General features: G+C 55.5%; 12 protein-coding genes. 3 read left to right on the forward strand and 9 right to left on the reverse strand.

All coding sequences use genetic code 11. The features are described from left to right. Positions 1–9 precede the first annotated feature (9 nt). From G5332_RS01260 to G5332_RS01300, 9 genes are all read right to left on the reverse strand, one after another. Positions 10–1,728, reverse strand: coding sequence for an NADH-quinone oxidoreductase subunit C (locus tag G5332_RS01260; RefSeq protein WP_421249259.1), 1,719 nt, complete (start codon positions 1,726–1,728; stop codon positions 10–12). Positions 1,729–1,808: 80 nt separating this feature from the next. After that, the gene (locus G5332_RS01265) at positions 1,809–2,762 is read right to left on the reverse strand and encodes a respiratory chain complex I subunit 1 family protein (RefSeq protein WP_421249260.1); all 954 of its coding nucleotides are present in this window, start codon (positions 2,760–2,762) and stop codon (positions 1,809–1,811) included. A gap of 1 nt (position 2,763) precedes the next feature. Beyond that, positions 2,764–4,635, reverse strand: a complete 1,872-nt coding sequence (gene hyfB / locus G5332_RS01270) for a hydrogenase 4 subunit B (protein WP_421311049.1) — start codon at positions 4,633–4,635, stop codon at positions 2,764–2,766. After that, positions 4,635–5,300, reverse strand: a complete 666-nt coding sequence (locus G5332_RS01275; protein WP_005351526.1) for a 4Fe-4S dicluster domain-containing protein — start codon at positions 5,298–5,300, stop codon at positions 4,635–4,637. The genes hyfB and G5332_RS01275 overlap by 1 nt, the downstream gene beginning before the upstream one ends. A 608-nt stretch (positions 5,301–5,908) precedes the next feature. Then, complete coding sequence (kup, locus tag G5332_RS01280; RefSeq protein WP_013723794.1) at positions 5,909–7,777, reverse strand: low affinity potassium transporter Kup; 1,869 nt, start codon at positions 7,775–7,777, stop codon at positions 5,909–5,911. A gap of 547 nt (positions 7,778–8,324) precedes the next feature. Continuing rightward, complete coding sequence (locus tag G5332_RS01285) at positions 8,325–9,617, reverse strand: anti-phage deoxyguanosine triphosphatase (protein WP_421311050.1); 1,293 nt, start codon at positions 9,615–9,617, stop codon at positions 8,325–8,327. 119 nt (positions 9,618–9,736) lie between these two features. Then, positions 9,737–10,150, reverse strand: coding sequence for a hypothetical protein (locus tag G5332_RS01290; protein ID WP_279496116.1), 414 nt, complete (start codon positions 10,148–10,150; stop codon positions 9,737–9,739). 30 nt (positions 10,151–10,180) lie between these two features. After that, the gene (locus G5332_RS01295; RefSeq protein ID WP_421311051.1) at positions 10,181–10,876 is read right to left on the reverse strand and encodes an HNH endonuclease; all 696 of its coding nucleotides are present in this window, start codon (positions 10,874–10,876) and stop codon (positions 10,181–10,183) included. Between the two features lie 283 nt (positions 10,877–11,159). Continuing rightward, positions 11,160–11,390 carry a hypothetical protein gene (locus G5332_RS01300; protein WP_421311052.1) on the reverse strand — a complete coding sequence of 77 codons (231 nt, stop codon included), beginning with the start codon at positions 11,388–11,390 and terminating at the stop codon, positions 11,160–11,162. Between the two features lie 15 nt (positions 11,391–11,405). On the opposite strand from G5332_RS01300, the gene G5332_RS01305 reads away from it, so the two are divergent. The 3 genes from G5332_RS01305 to G5332_RS01315 all read left to right on the forward strand — a co-directional run bounded on the left by G5332_RS01305 (position 11,406) and on the right by G5332_RS01315 (position 14,690). Continuing rightward, complete coding sequence (locus G5332_RS01305; RefSeq protein ID WP_040065709.1) at positions 11,406–12,005, forward strand: 4Fe-4S binding protein; 600 nt, start codon at positions 11,406–11,408, stop codon at positions 12,003–12,005. 46 nt (positions 12,006–12,051) lie between these two features. Then, entirely contained in the window at positions 12,052–14,196 is a 2,145-nt protein-coding gene (gene fdhF / locus G5332_RS01310) for a formate dehydrogenase subunit alpha (protein ID WP_421311053.1), read from the forward strand. A gap of 95 nt (positions 14,197–14,291) precedes the next feature. Then, positions 14,292–14,690, forward strand: coding sequence for a hypothetical protein (locus G5332_RS01315; protein WP_319889776.1), 399 nt, complete (start codon positions 14,292–14,294; stop codon positions 14,688–14,690). Positions 14,691–14,788 lie beyond the last annotated feature (98 nt).

Here is a 14,788-nt window from a genome sequence, read left to right on the forward strand (position 1 = left end):
GATGACCCCTTATTTCAGCGGAGAGTTTTTGCGATCGATGCCGTAGCGCTCGATCTCCTTGTAGGAGACCACGGTGGATTTGCCCTTCTTGGGGTCGACCAGGGTGACCCGGTCGGTACAGGAGTAGCAGGGATCCAGACTGCCGATGATGAGCGGCGCATCCGCCACGGTATTGCCGCGCAGCATGTAGCGCAGGGCAGGCCAGTTGGCGTAGGTGGCGGCGCGGCAGCGCCAGCGGAACAGCTTCTGGTTGTCCCCGGTCATGCTCCAGTGGACGTTCTCGCCGCGGGGCGCTTCGGTAAAGCCCAGTGCAAACTTGCCCGGCTGGTAGGTGAAGCCTTCGGTCAAAAGCGGCCCCTCCGGCAGGTGCTCCAGGCCGAACTCAATCATGTCGAGGGAGTCGTAGAGCTCGTGGATGCGCACCAGCACTCGGGATTGCACATCGCAACCCGCCTTGGTCTGGATCTCCATCGGCAGCTCGTGGTAGCCGGCAAAGTCGTGGACCCGGCGCACGTCGCGCTTGAAGCCGCTCGCCCGCACCATGGGGCCGACGCAGCTGAAATCGCGGGCAATCTGCGGCTCGAGCTTGCCGATACCGATGAGGCGAGAGGAGATGTTGGCGGTATCCAGCAGCATGGCCACCAGGGGTTTGAGCTCATCACGCAGCTCCCGTACCAGCTGGGCACCCTTGATGCGATCTTCCTTGAAGATGTCGCGGCGCACCCCGCCAATCAGGTTGAGACCGTAGGTCTTGCGGGCGCCGGTCAGCAGCTCGGCCAGGGTCATGGATTTCTCCCGCACCCGGAAGAACTGCATGAAGCCGGTGTCAAAACCGGTGAAGTGGCTCGACAGGCCGATGTTGAGGATATGGCTGTGCAGGCGCTCCACCTCCAGCAGCACGGCGCGGATCATCTTGGCCCGCTCCGGCACCGGAATACCCATGGCGTTCTCCACCGAGGTGGTGTAGGCGACGCTGTGGGTAAAACCGCAGATGCCGCAGACCCGGTCGGTCAGAAACGCCACTTCGTTATAGCCCATGCGGGTTTCCGCCAGCTTCTCCATGCCGCGATGGACATAGAAGAGGCGGTAGTCGGCATCGATGATGTCTTCGCCATCGACGAACAGACGAAAGTGGCCCGGTTCATCCGAGGTGATGTGCAGCGGGCCGACTGGCACGATACGGTTGGCATCACTGCCGAGCTCGTTGACGAAAGGGTAGGTCTCGGTGTCAGTGGTGGGCATCGGGCGCTGGCGATAATCCATGGCGTCCTTGCGTAGCGGGTGGATATCCTCCGGCCAGTCGTCCGGCAACACCAGACGGCGTTCGTCCGGCAGACCGATGGCGCGCAGGCCGTACATGTCGCGGATCTCCCGCTCGCCCCACACCGCCGCCGGAATGGTCGGGGTGATGGAGGGGTACTCCTGGGTATCGGCATCCACCAGCACCTTGACGGTGATCCAGCACTTGGTGTCGCCCTCCATGGAGAAGACGTGGTAGACGGCGAAGTGGCCGTTGAGGCTGCGTTCGTCATTGGCAAAGGAGAGCGGAAGCCAGCCCCCCAGCTGGTGGAAGATCAGGCTGGCGGTCTCGACCAGACTGGTGGGCTTGACGGTAATGGTGGCCTGATCGGCGGTTTGCCACTCCTCGTCGACGATGGCGTGGGGCAGTTGTGCTCGCACCTGCTGGATGTAGTCGCAGCCGATGCGATCCGAAATGGCGATGGTCATGCAGTTCTCACTTTAATGTTCGGGAATGAGCATTCACAAATGATGAAATCGGAAAAAGTTGCTGTGCTGGCGGGCATGGCTCAGACCCCGACCAGATAGGCGAGCAGCGCCAGCAGGGCTAGCCCCAAGCCGTAGCGGGTGAGCTTGTGGGTGCGCACGAACTGGGTACGGGCCATGGCGTTTTCGATGATGCCAGCCAGTAAAAAGGCCACCAGCAGCTTGCAGGCGAGGATCAGCGCCGCGCCGATGAGCGCAGGCAGACTCCAGTTGGCCGCCTTGCCGAAGGGCAGGAAAATCACCAGAAAGAGCTGCACCACCACCAGTTGCTTGAGGCCGATGGAGAGCTTGAGCAGGGCCAGGCCCGCACCGGAATACTCGGTGAGCGGCCCCTCCTGCAGCTCTTGCTCGGCTTCGGCGCAGTCAAAGGGCAGCTTGCCCATCTCGACAAACACCGCGAAGGCGCAGGCGGCACCCGCCAAGAGGGTAGCGATGGGAGCGGCCAGTGGCTGGGTCGCTACATAGCTGCTGATATTGCCCAGATCCGAGCTGCCCACCATCATCGCCATGATGAAGCAGGCGAGCACCAGAATGGGCTCCACCAGAATGCCGAGGGTCAGTTCGCGGCGGGCACCGATCCCTGCAAACATGCTGCCGCTGTCGAGTCCCGAGAGGGAGAAGAAGAAGCGGAAGATGGCGAACAGATAGATATCGGTGATGAGATCCCCGGCGATGGGGAAGGGGGACTCATGAGTCAGGGTCGGCAGCGTCATCCCCACCAGCAAGAGGGCGGCAATGAGCAGCGCAGGCATCAGGTTGAAGATGATGCCGGCAGGCTCGGGGGTCACCTCCTGACGGCGCAGGAGCTTGGCGATATCCCGGTAATCCTGCAGCAGGCCCGGCCCCTGACGGGAGTGCATCTTGGCCCGCAGCACCCGGTTGAAACCGGTGGCGAGCGGCGCCAGCGCCAGCATGGCGATGGCCTGGGTCAGGGCGAGGGCAACCATGCCCCAGCTCGGCATTTCAAGAACAGGCATATCAGACTCCTACAGCCATCAGGATAAAGAGCGCCAGCACAACACCGTGCAGCAGCCAGCCGGTCGTCCCGCTGGTATCGCTCACCCCGTGCAGGGCGCTGGCCAGATCGAGCTGCGGCTGCTTGCGATAGAGCGGCGCGCAGAGTTGGCGCAAGGTGTGGGTGACACCGGCGGAGGTAAGGCTCATGCGCTCCTCGTAGGCGTAACCACAAGCCCACGGGGTGCCAGCGTGACGACGACCCAGCTTGGGCCCCTTGAAGATGGTCAGTACCAGCAGCGGGATGAGGAACAGACCCAGCAAGGTGATGGCGATAACGGGCGGGGAGAGGATCGCTTGTGAGCTGTCGAGTGGCAGCAGGGTGGCGCCAGTGGCCACGTTCATTTGGCCGCTTACCAAGGCTTGGCCATAGCTGGCGATATGGGGGGCAATCCAGGGGGCGCCCAGACCCAGCACCAGGCAGACCGCAGCTAGCAGCAGGGTGCCTGCCACCATGGCCCCCGGTACTTCGCGGGCGTGGCTCGCGTGTTCGCTGCGCGGTGCACCGCAGAAGCAGATGCCATACACCTTGACGAAACACATCACCGCCATGGCGCCGGTTACCGCCAGCATCACTACCGCGAGCGGCGCGACGACAGAGGTGCCGAGTTTGGTCATGGAGAGCAGGGATTGGTAGATAAACCACTCGCTGACAAAGCCGTTGAGCGGCGGCAGCGCCGAGATGGCCATGGCACCGATGAGAAACGCCAGCGCAGTCCAGGGCATCAGCTTGGCCAGCCCCCCCATCTTGTCCATGTCACGGGTGTGCAGGCGGAACATCACAGAGCCGGTACCCATAAAGAGCAGGCTCTTGAAGATGGCGTGGTTGAGCAGATGATAAAGCGCGCCGAGCAGCCCCAGCACCACCAGTGCCGGTTGCTGGTTGGCGATGCCGATCATGCCGATCCCCATCCCCATCAGGATGATGCCGATGTTCTCCACCGTGTGGTAGGCGAGCAGCCGCTTGAGATCGTGCTCGGCCAGCGCAAACAGCACCCCGAGCACTGCCGAGCAGGCACCGAAGATCAGTACCACATAGCCCCACCAGAGCTGGCTGGCGCCGAGAAAATCGATGCAGACCCGCAAAATGCCAAACAGACCCAGCTTCACCATGACGCCGGACATCAGCGCCGAGATATGGGACGGCGCAACGGGCTCGGCCACCGGCAACCAGCCGTGCAGCGGCACGAAACCGGCGCGCAGGCCAAAGCCGCAGAAGCTGAGCAGGAACACCAGGGATGCCAAACCGCCCGCCAGATGGTGCTCGCGCAGCGCGGCGAACTCCAGCGAGCCGCTTTCGCGGCAGAGCAGCCAGAAGGCGACCAGCACCAGCGCCATGCCGATATGGTTCATCACCAGGTAGAGGCGGCTCTGTTTGGCAGCCTCCGGGTTGGTCTTGACCAGCCAGTAGGTGGTGAGGGTCACCAGCTCGTAGCAGAGCAAGAAACCGAGCGCGTTGTCGGCCAGCACCATGCCCACCATGGCAAAGAGGAAGAGGTTCATCAGCGCGCCGATGGCCACATCCCCCTTGCCCTGATATTCGCGGATATAGGCAAAGGAGTAGAGGGCGACGGCGACGCCGACGGTGCTAATCACCAGCAGCATCAGCGCGGCCAGCATATCCAGATGCACCGAGCCCAACAGCCAGAGCTGGCCGTCGACGGGCGCGCCTTGGGCAAAGATCTGGATGGCGGCGACCAGACCCGCGAGCGAGCCCAGCAGGGCAAAGCCGCTATTGAGGCGGTTGGCCAGTGCGGGCAGTTTTTGCAGGAGCAAACCGGCGGCAGCGCCCAGCAAAAAGAGCAGGAGCGTGGCCATAACAAGGGGGGACAACATCAGCGAACTCCCTCTGTGGTAGATAAATCGGATGCAGGGAGCGCCGTGGCAGGCGCCGAGAAGGCAGAGGCCCCTTGCGGGTTGGTGTCGGCCGCTTGCTGGCGACGGATACGGGCGGCGCGTTCGGTGTCGCCGTCATTGACCAGCTTCAATGCCTGGGAGGGGCAGGCTCCGACACAGGCCGGGCCATCGGCGCGAAACTCGCACAGGTCGCACTTGACCGCGATGCTCCGCACCCCCGGCTCCCAGCTCAGCAGATCCTCGCCAAAGCAGCGCAGGCCAGCGGAGGTGGAGGGGTTGCTGGAGCGGATGGAGCAGGGGATATAGGTGTCGTAACTGGTGGCCACGGCCACCGGACGGCTGCCACCGCTCTGGATGGCGCCAAAGGGGCAGGCCACGGCGCAGAGATTGCAGCCGATGCAGAGCGACTCGTTGAGTTGCACGCAATCGCCGGTCTGGCGAATGGCCTCGACCGGGCACACCTTGATGCAGGGGGCATCGTCACAGTGACGGCACTGAACCGGCATGGTCGCCTGCTCGTGTCGCATAACGGTTAAACGGGGGGCTTGCTGCAAACCTTGCGCCTTGTGTACCTCGCTGCAGGCCGCCATACAGGTGCCACAGCCGATACAAAGCTTGGGGTCAGCGATAACGAAGCGGTTCATAGCCTACCTTGTCGTGTCGCGAACGGAGAAAGTAGGGGCAGGTTGGCAAGATACGGGCCAGATTGGTTTTTGCTGCGAAATTGGTTTTAAGTGGCTGTTTTTAAATAAATAAAAATCTTGGTGTGGTTGAGTGAAGGTGCGAATGTGGCTGTCGAACTGTGACGTTCGTCACTTGTGACGAAGCCGCCCGGAGGGTTCGTCACCTTGGAAAACGCAGCATAAGTAGGGTGCAAAGAACGCAGTGAATTGCACCGCTTTCAAATATGTTCGCGGTGCACGGCGCTGCGCTTGTTGCACCCTACGGTTGTCTGTCTGTTCGGATAGAGCCCGTCAGTGTTGAAACCGTAGGTTCGATTAGCGAAGCGTAATCGGACGCACGAGAACGCAAATATATCGGCAGCATGCCGGGAGCAGGGGGCAATGAACGACGTGAATAGCACCGTTTGCAGCATATGGCCGCGGTGGTTTGCTCCCTTCTCCCCTCGCGGGAGAAGGGTTGGGGATGAGGGGGCCGGTAACTGAGTTAACGGAAACAAGAGAGGGAGGCCCATGCCTCCCTCTCTACTTGCTGAGGTTTTCTATGCCTTTAAGAGGCCATCAACACGCCATCAGATATCCACCTGCGAACCCAGCTCGATGACCCGGTTGGGCGGGATCTCGAACTGATCCGGGGCGCGCAGGGCGTTGCGCTGCAGCAGCATAAAGAGTTTGCCGCGCAGATAGAGATACCAGGGGCGGTCTTTCATGATGAGCGACTCGTGGGCCATAAAGAATGAGGTCTCCATCATCCGGCAGCTCAGCCCCTCGGCGTTGCAGCGGTGGAAGATCTCCTCCACGTTCGGGGTCTCGCGCCAGCCGTAGCTTGCCACCACCCGCCAGAAGGTGGGGGAGAGCTGCTCGATGCAGACCCGGCGCACATTGTGGACGTAGGGCACATCCTCCACCCGCAGGGTGAGCAGGATGATCCGCTCGTGCAGCACCTTGTTGTGCTTGAGGTTGTGCAGGAGCGCATGGGGGATCACGTTGACCACTCGCGACATATAGACAGCAGTACCGGCTACCCGGGTCGGCGGGGATTTCTCCAGCGAGGCGATCATCGGCTCAAGGGAGTTGCCGTGCTCGTTCAGGCGGCGAATAAGCTGGAAACGCTCGCTCTTCCAGCTGGTCATCACGGTGAACATCACCGCGCCCAGAGTGAGCGGCAGCCAGCCGCCGGAGAAGATCTTGGCGAGGTTGGCGGCAAAGAGCGGCACGTCGATACAGAGCAGCGCAGCAAACAGGATAGCCACCAGATACTTGTTCCAGTGCCAGCTGTTCTTGGCCACCGAGCAGGAGAGGATGGAGGTGAGCACCATGGTGCCGGTCACCGCGATGCCGTAGGCCGCCGCCAGATTGCTGGAGTGCTCGAAGCTCATGATGACGATCACCACCGAGATATAGAGCATCCAGTTGATGACCGGAATATAGATCTGGCCGGACTCCTGCTCGGAGGTGTGAACGATGCGAATGGGGGAGAGATAACCGAGGCGTACCGCCTGCCGGGTCAGCGAAAAGACCCCGGAGATCACCGCCTGCGAGGCGATCACCGTCGCCATGGTTGCCAGCAGCAGCAGCGGTACCAGCGCCCATTTCGGCGCGAGCAGGAAGAAGGGGTTGGCAATGGCGGCGGGGTTACTCAGCAGCAGCGCACCCTGACCGAAGTAGTTGAGCACCAGCGAGGGCAGCACCACGATAAACCAAGCGAGGCGAATGGGATTTTTGCCGAAGTGGCCCATATCCGCGTAGAGCGCCTCCACCCCGGTGATGGCCAGCACCACGGCGCCGAGGGCAAAGAAGGAGGTAGTCTGGTACTGGACAAAAAAGCGCACCGCCCAGATGGGGTTGAGCGCACCCAGCACCTCGGGGTTGTGGATGATGCCGCGCAGCCCCAGCACCGCCAGCGTCATAAACCAGATCAGCATGATGGGGGCAAACAGCTTGCCCACCATGGCGGTGCCATGTTTCTGGATAGCGAACAGCAGGGTCAGCACCAGCACCGAGAGGGTGACGATATAGGGGTCGAGGGCGGGGGTGAGAATGCTCAGACCCTCGATGGCCGACATCACCGACATCGCCGGAGTGATCACCACCTCGCCATAGAAGAAGCTGCCGCCAATCAGGCCGAGGATGATCAGCAGCGGTGTCCAGCGGGTGGAGGCGTTGCGGGTTGCCAGCGACATCAGGGTGAGAATGCCACCCTCGCCGGCGTTATCGGCCCGCATTACAAAGGAGAGGTACTTGACCGACACCACCAGGATCAGCAGCCAGAAGATCAGCGAGAGAAAGCCGAGAATGGAGGCCGGCTCGACGCCGAACCCGAATTGACCTGACAGGCACTCGCGCAAGGTATAGAGCGGGCTGGTGCCGATATCGCCATAGACTACGCCAATCGCCGCCAGCATGACGCCGGGAGTGGCTTGTTGTTTATCACAGTTCATGAGTTCATCTTGTCAGTTTGATGTTTACACGTTTGCCAACGCACAGCTGCCCGACCTACCAGGAGAGTCGTGATATTTAATCGGGAGAGAATTAATGGATTGCGATGGGAAAGGGCGCTAACGGAATAGTGAGCTGCTTGTCATGGAACACAGTCTGTTCATCTGTCATTAAGCTTATAATGACACACACTCTGCGGGACTATGCTCAGTTATAAATAATCAAAAGTTCAATTTGAGTAAGAGAATTAATTATCCGGCGATTGAAATAGGCCGCGACAATGCAGGCAACTGTTTGTTTTATCTAGAGAAGCGGTTTGGCTGGAATCTTTTTCCAAAACGGATAATAAATAGACGATAAAGTAATCGCAAATTAATTGCTGGCAGGATGGCAAAGGGGATGCAGTTGAGCTGCGATGGAGTCTTTATTTGGGAGGGAAAAATGTAGGGTGCAATGAACGAAGTGAATTGCACCAAATATTAAAAGAGGCAAGAGGTGCAATGCGCTGCGCTTATTGCACCTTACCACACATAATCTATGTACTAAAAATTATAACCTGTCAAATATTGATCCTGATGATGGAGTGAATATCTTATGATATAGACGAGTTGCATAATCATCAGTTGTCCCCGCTAAATAATCACAAATAACTCTCATGTTTTGACCTTCACTTTTATATCTTTCATAATATTTTGTTGGGAGCAGCCTTGAAGGATTGTTAGCAATGACATCAAATAATTTCACAATCATTTGTTGCCCTTTGTACTCTAGAGTTTGTACTTCTGGTGTTTTGATTACATTTTTAACCACAAAGGTTTTAAATATTTTAAGTTCTTCATGTGGCAACTTTTTTAATTTTGCCTGATAGTCAAGCAAATTGTGTGAGAAAACACTCTGCTTTATCATTTCTGAATTTATTATAAAATAATTAACCAGATAGCTGATGGCTCTTTTCCTTGTCTTATTTTCTCCTGAAAAAAGTTGCTGTGTTAGAATGTCAATTTGACCAGATAAAGGGAGCATCCTTAATGGATCTTTTATGATGTCAACAACCTCATTCTTCCAGCTTCGTTCACTGACCAGTCTTAGAGCAATAGAGTCTTCAAGGTCATGAACGCCGTAGGCAATGTCGTCAGCCATTTCCATAATACTGGTATCTAAAGACTTATATAGTGGTTTGCTATGATCCCCAGATACTTCCCTATAGGACTGAAATTTATCTTGATCAGCATTGAATGGTTGTAAGATCCAATCAACATGGCTTTTGTCACAATCAAAAATACATTTTGGGGGATGGTATGAATCTAAGTTGATACCATCTTCATTGTTATATTTTCCATTGTTAACAACGGAGCTGTGATATGCGGGATACTTAATCAGACCAAGAAGAGTCCTTCTAGTGAGATTTAACCCTCCACAATCTGAGTACTCACCAAGCTTTGTACAAATTCTCAATGTTTGAGCATTACCTTCAAACCCATTATGATTTCTCATCGAGTAATTAAGTGCTACTTCCCCGCCATGACCAAAAGGTGGATGGCCAATATCATGAGCCAAACCAATTGACTCAATGAGATTCTGTTCAGGTAGCAGGCCTAGTATTTCTTCATTATCAAAATATTTCCCTTTGAGAAATTCGGCAATACCACCTCCAATTTGTGCAACCTCAAAGGAGTGTGTCAATCTCGTTCTATAAAAGTCGCTTTCTCCCAATCCTAGAACTTGAGTTTTCCCTTGTAGCCGCCTGAAAAATGCAGAATGGATAATTCGTGCACGATCACGACTGAATTCATCGCGGTTAAATCCACTTGCTGTTGCTGCTTCAAATCTATCTTTCCACATATATCCTCAGTTATATATACTAGAGTCAAAGTTATTATGATTTAATAGTTGTTATTTATCTGGTGATTTTTGTCTGCCAAATTATAGTTGGAGATCCAGTATTTTCATCTATACCCTCATCAGAGGGATCCCCAAAAAGTTTTTTTTGCAAGAGCTAATGACGGTGCGTTATCTATGTCGACAATTGTTTCTATATAAAACTCTCGAATACGCCTTGGCAGATCCTTTTTAAATTGCTCGATAACCCTGTTAATAAATGTGAAGGTGAGACCTTTATCTCGTAGTTCTGGTAAAGTTCCATAAAATAAGCAGTAGCAGTGTAAGCCATTTAATGGTTCATTTTCATGTAATACGACAGTTTGTTGTACTTTTAGCTTTTCTAGTCTGGCATATGTATAACGATAAGTGTTAAAAGCTTTATCTCGAGTATAATAAAAATCATCATTGAATGGGATTCGCTGCATTCGAAATCCTTGAGAGAATGCCATTTCTAAAGTCTCAAATCCAGTCATAGGATCCTGTTCTTTTCTCATGGTATTATTAATCCTTTTAGTGGTTTAAATTTATTTGATATTTTTCTTTTCTATTATTAATAGTTTCAATTCTTGTGGGTGCATAGCTGGTGTTTTTCTATGAACCATAGCATGGCAATTAGGGCATAGAGGTAATAAATCTAACACCGGATCCAATTTATAGCTGTGTCCTATTTGAGATAATGGAGTGATATGATGAACATGAATAAATCCTTTGCCTAAATCTCCATATGTTTTTTCAAAATCAAAACCACATGTCCAACATTTATTTCCGTGATGCTCTATACATATTGATCTAGCGTTAGGGTTCCGCTCATATGCATTCACGCTGATTGTTTTTGTTGCTCCTTCAATAAAAGAGTTTTTTGATAGATCCTCTATATCATTTTGATATGGGTCAATGGGAAAATAATTTCCATTACTCCAATGTCCAACAGTCATCTCTATTTTACTACCCTTTGGTTTATGATAAACATAACCATTGAATGGATAGTTGAATCCTAAATATAAGTATGTGCCATCAGGATTTATAAAAAGGAATTTGTTTTTAAGAATTCCTGACTTGTCAATACCATAGTTGGTTCTATTGTAACAATAGTCGCTAGGTATAATTGATGTAGGTTTTATTTTATGTTTCTTAAATGCAAGGTCTTTAATTTCCTTGGATGTAAATATTGTTTTATCTTCTTCGGATAACGTGCTAGCAACACTTTGTACAATTGACATATGTTTCTCTTTGCTTTTATAACCATATATTTTTATTATCGATTCTCATCTAATAATAAGTAAGACAAGTATCAGGTATCCAATATCAGCTTTAGTTTATGTAGCATTATTTTTAAACATCCTGAAAGCGACCCCAATGGAGCATGTTGCCAACTGAAGCATGCTATCCAATCGGGTAGGGGGTAAAAAGGGCAATCGGCGCATAATCTGTCCGAGATCAATAAATTAGTCATTGATTGGTTGTTATTTGTGCGTGCAGGCTGGAAGGGTAGGGTGAAATACCTTAGTCAGCCGGTGTCGAGCTCGTCACTTTTGTCGTGTCGATCACACTTCCCATCCCGTCGTCACCCTCGTCAGAGGTGGCAATCAGCGCGCTTCCATTTCTGATTACTCCTTTATTTTCAGTTGCTTGTAATTTTTTATCGCGCCATTGCCCGTTTTGGTCTGATAAATGCTTTGTGGGGGGCTGGCCGCCTCTTTGCCTGTCGGCGGGCGGCCCGGTGTAACGAACCATTTAGGATCCCTCTCTATGAACAGCTTCGTGATTGCAGATCCCAGTCTCTGTATTGGGTGTCGTACCTGTGAGGTGGCCTGCGCCGTTTCACACCAGTCAGGGTCTTGCAGCGGGACCCTTGAGCGGGAGGGCGGCCTGCATCTTGCCATCGAGGATGGACATCTGGTCTCTAAGGACAGCTACTTTCAGCCGCGCCTGAAGGTGATCGTGGGCAGCAAGGTGACCACGCCGGTGCTCTGCCGCCAGTGTGAAGACAAGCCGTGCGCCATGGCCTGCCCGAACAATGCCATCGTCAGCGAGGATGGTTGCGTCAAGGTGTTGCAGGAGCGCTGCATCGGCTGCAAGTCCTGCGTGGTGGCCTGTCCTTACGGCGCCATGGCGGTGGTGCTCAAAGAGGTGGCACCCGCTGCCGATTCGCTCTTCAAGCGTCCGCAGACCAAGGCGCAGGCGCTCAAGTGCGATCTCTGCCGTCACCGCGAGGCGGGCCCGGCCTGTGTCGAGGTGTGTCCGACCCAGGCGCTGCGGCTGGTCACGCCGGAGCATCTTGAAACCCTGAACCGGCAGAAGCAGCTGGCCAGTGCCGAGGCACTGCTGGCGATGCCGGCGCGGGTGTGAGCGGGCTTGCCGAGCCGTTTTTCGTTAACAAACAAGAGTGTGAGTCATGAAAAAAGTCATTACCGTGTGCCCCTATTGCGGCACCGGTTGCAAAATCAACCTGCTGGTTGAAAACGACAAGGTGGTGGGGGCCGAAGGCGCCAACGGCCGGACCAACGAGGGGCAGCTCTGCCTCAAGGGCTATTACGGTTGGGATTTTTTGAACGACACCAACCTGCTGACCCCCCGTCTCAAGAGCCCGATGATCCGCCGCGAGCGCGGTGGCAAGTTCGAGGCAGTCTCCTGGGACGAAGCGATCGAGTTCGCCAGCAGCCGTCTCTCTGCCATCAAGGCGAAATATGGCCCGGACGCCATCATGACCACCGGCTCTGCCCGTGGCCCCGGCAATGAAGCCAACTATGTGATGCAGAAATTTGCCCGTGCGGTGATTGGGACGAACAACGTCGACCACTGCGCGAGGGTGTGACACGCACCCTCAGTCTCCGGTCTGGAGACAACTGTAGGCAACGGCGCCATGAGCAACGCCATTCCCGAAATTCAAGAGACCAAGTGCCTGCTGGTGTTTGGTTACAACGCTGCTGACTCTCACCCCATTGTGGCCCGCCATATCCTCAAGGCGAAGGCAAACGGGGCCAAGGTGATTGTGTGTGATCCCCGCATGGTGGAGACCGCCCGTATCGCCGATCAGTGGCTGCCGCTCAAAAACGGTTCCAACATGGCGCTGGTTAACGCCTTCGCCAACGTGTTGATCAATGAAGGGCTCTACAACAAGGCCTTTGTCGCCAACTACACCGAAGGGTTCGAGACCTTCAAGGCGACGGTGGCCAAGTACACCCCGGAATATGTCGAGGGGATCACTGGCCTCAAAGCCGCCGATATCCGCGCCGCCATTCGCACCTATGCCGAGTCGCCTGCTTCCATGATCCTGTGGGGCATGGGGGTGACCCAGTACGGTCAGGCGGTGGACGTGGTCAAGGGGCTCGCGGGTCTGGCGCTGCTGACCGGCAACTTCGGTCGCCGCGGCACCGGTTGCGGGCCGGTGCGTGGTCAGAACAACGTGCAGGGCACCTGTGACATGGGGATGCTGCCGCACCAGTTCCCGGGTTATCAGTCGGTGGCCGACCCCGCCATCAGCGCCAAGTTTGCCAAGGCGTGGGGCGTGGAGTCACTGTCCCAGAAACCCGGCTATCGCCTGACCGAGCTTGGCCACAAGGTGGAGGAGGGCAAGTGCAAGGCCTTCTACATCTTTGGTGAAGATCCGGCTCAGACCGAAGCTGACTTGGGTCAGTTCCGCCGCACTCTGGCGGGGATGGATCTGGTGATCGTGCAGGATATCTTCATGACCCAGACCGCCGAGATGGCCGACGTCATTCTGCCCGCCACAAGCTGGGGCGAGCATGAAGGGGTCTACAGCTCGGCGGATCGCGGCTTCCAGCGCTTCTACAAGGCGGTGACGCCCCCCGAGAACGTGAAGCCGGACTGGGCGATCTTCTCGTTGATGGCGACCGCCATGGGGTATCCCATGGAGTACCACAACACCGAAGAGATCTGGGACGAGATGCGTGCGCTCTGCCCGCTCTACGCCGGAGTCAGCTACGACAAGATGGCCGATCTCAAGAGCGTGCAGTGGCCTTGCCCGACCGAGGATCACCCGGGCACCAGCACCCTGTTCGAGGGGAATGTGTTCACCACCCCGAGCGGCAAGGGTCAGCTGATTGCCTCCGAGTGGCGGCCGCCGCTGGAGCAGCCCTGTGCCGAGTACCCGCTGGTGCTCTCCACCGTGCGCGAGGTAGGTCACTACTCCTGCCGCTCCATGACCGGCAACTGCTCGGCGCTGCAGACCCTGGCCGATGAGCCCGGTTATGTGCAGATCCACCCGAGCGATGCCAAAAAGCTCGGGGTGAAGGATCAGGCGCTGGTCTGGATCTCGTCGCGCCGTGGCAAGGTGATCACCCGGGCCAACTACAACGACCGGGTCAACGCCGGGGTGGTCTACATGACCTACCAGTGGTGGATCGGGGCCTGTAACGAGCTCACCATCGAGCATGTCGATCCCGTCTCTCACACGCCGGAGTACAAGTACTGCGCGGTGAAGATCGAGCGCATCGACAATCAGCCCGAGGCGGAAGTGTACGTCCAGACTGAATACAGCGCGCTCAAGGCGAAATTGCGCAGCGCAGCCAAAGGCTGATCGCCCTAAAAAAGAGGTTCTGCACAAATAAGGGAACCCGACTCGGATTTATCGAGTCGGGCACCCTTTTATTACCCAAAAAAAGGGAGTAAATGATGCAACATGAAATTGGTCGCTTATTCGGACTTTTCTATATTGGCACCTATCTGGCGGCGATATTGCTGGGAATAGGTTGCTATATTTGGCGCGACGAGATGATATTTCTGCTGGGCTTCGGTTTTTTCGGCTGTTTTATGGCAGCGCGGCTCGCCATGAGCAGCGTATTTTCTGCCTTGAGTATTTCCAGTGCCTGGCTGATCGGGTTTATCTCCACCACCTTGATCAACAGCCTGCTGCTGGGGGTGATCACCCTGCTGGTCTATCTCACGCACCAGAGCGTCACCGCCGAGCTTGCCGACAACGCCAGCTGGCTGCTGATGGCCTTCCAGAGCCTGTCGGCCCTCTTTATCTTCGGTGGCCTGAAGTGCTGCCACAGCCGGATCATCACCTCATAAACTGCCGATGGATGGGCAGCAAACGCCACCTCGAATCCCGCAGTCAGCGAAGAGGAGAGGCAGATCTGACAGTTGACGGCGGCCCACTTTTCGGGCGC

The sequence above is a fragment of the Aeromonas sp. 603757 genome, from assembly GCF_049171255.1.
GTDB lineage: Bacteria > Pseudomonadota > Gammaproteobacteria > Enterobacterales > Aeromonadaceae > Aeromonas > Aeromonas veronii_A.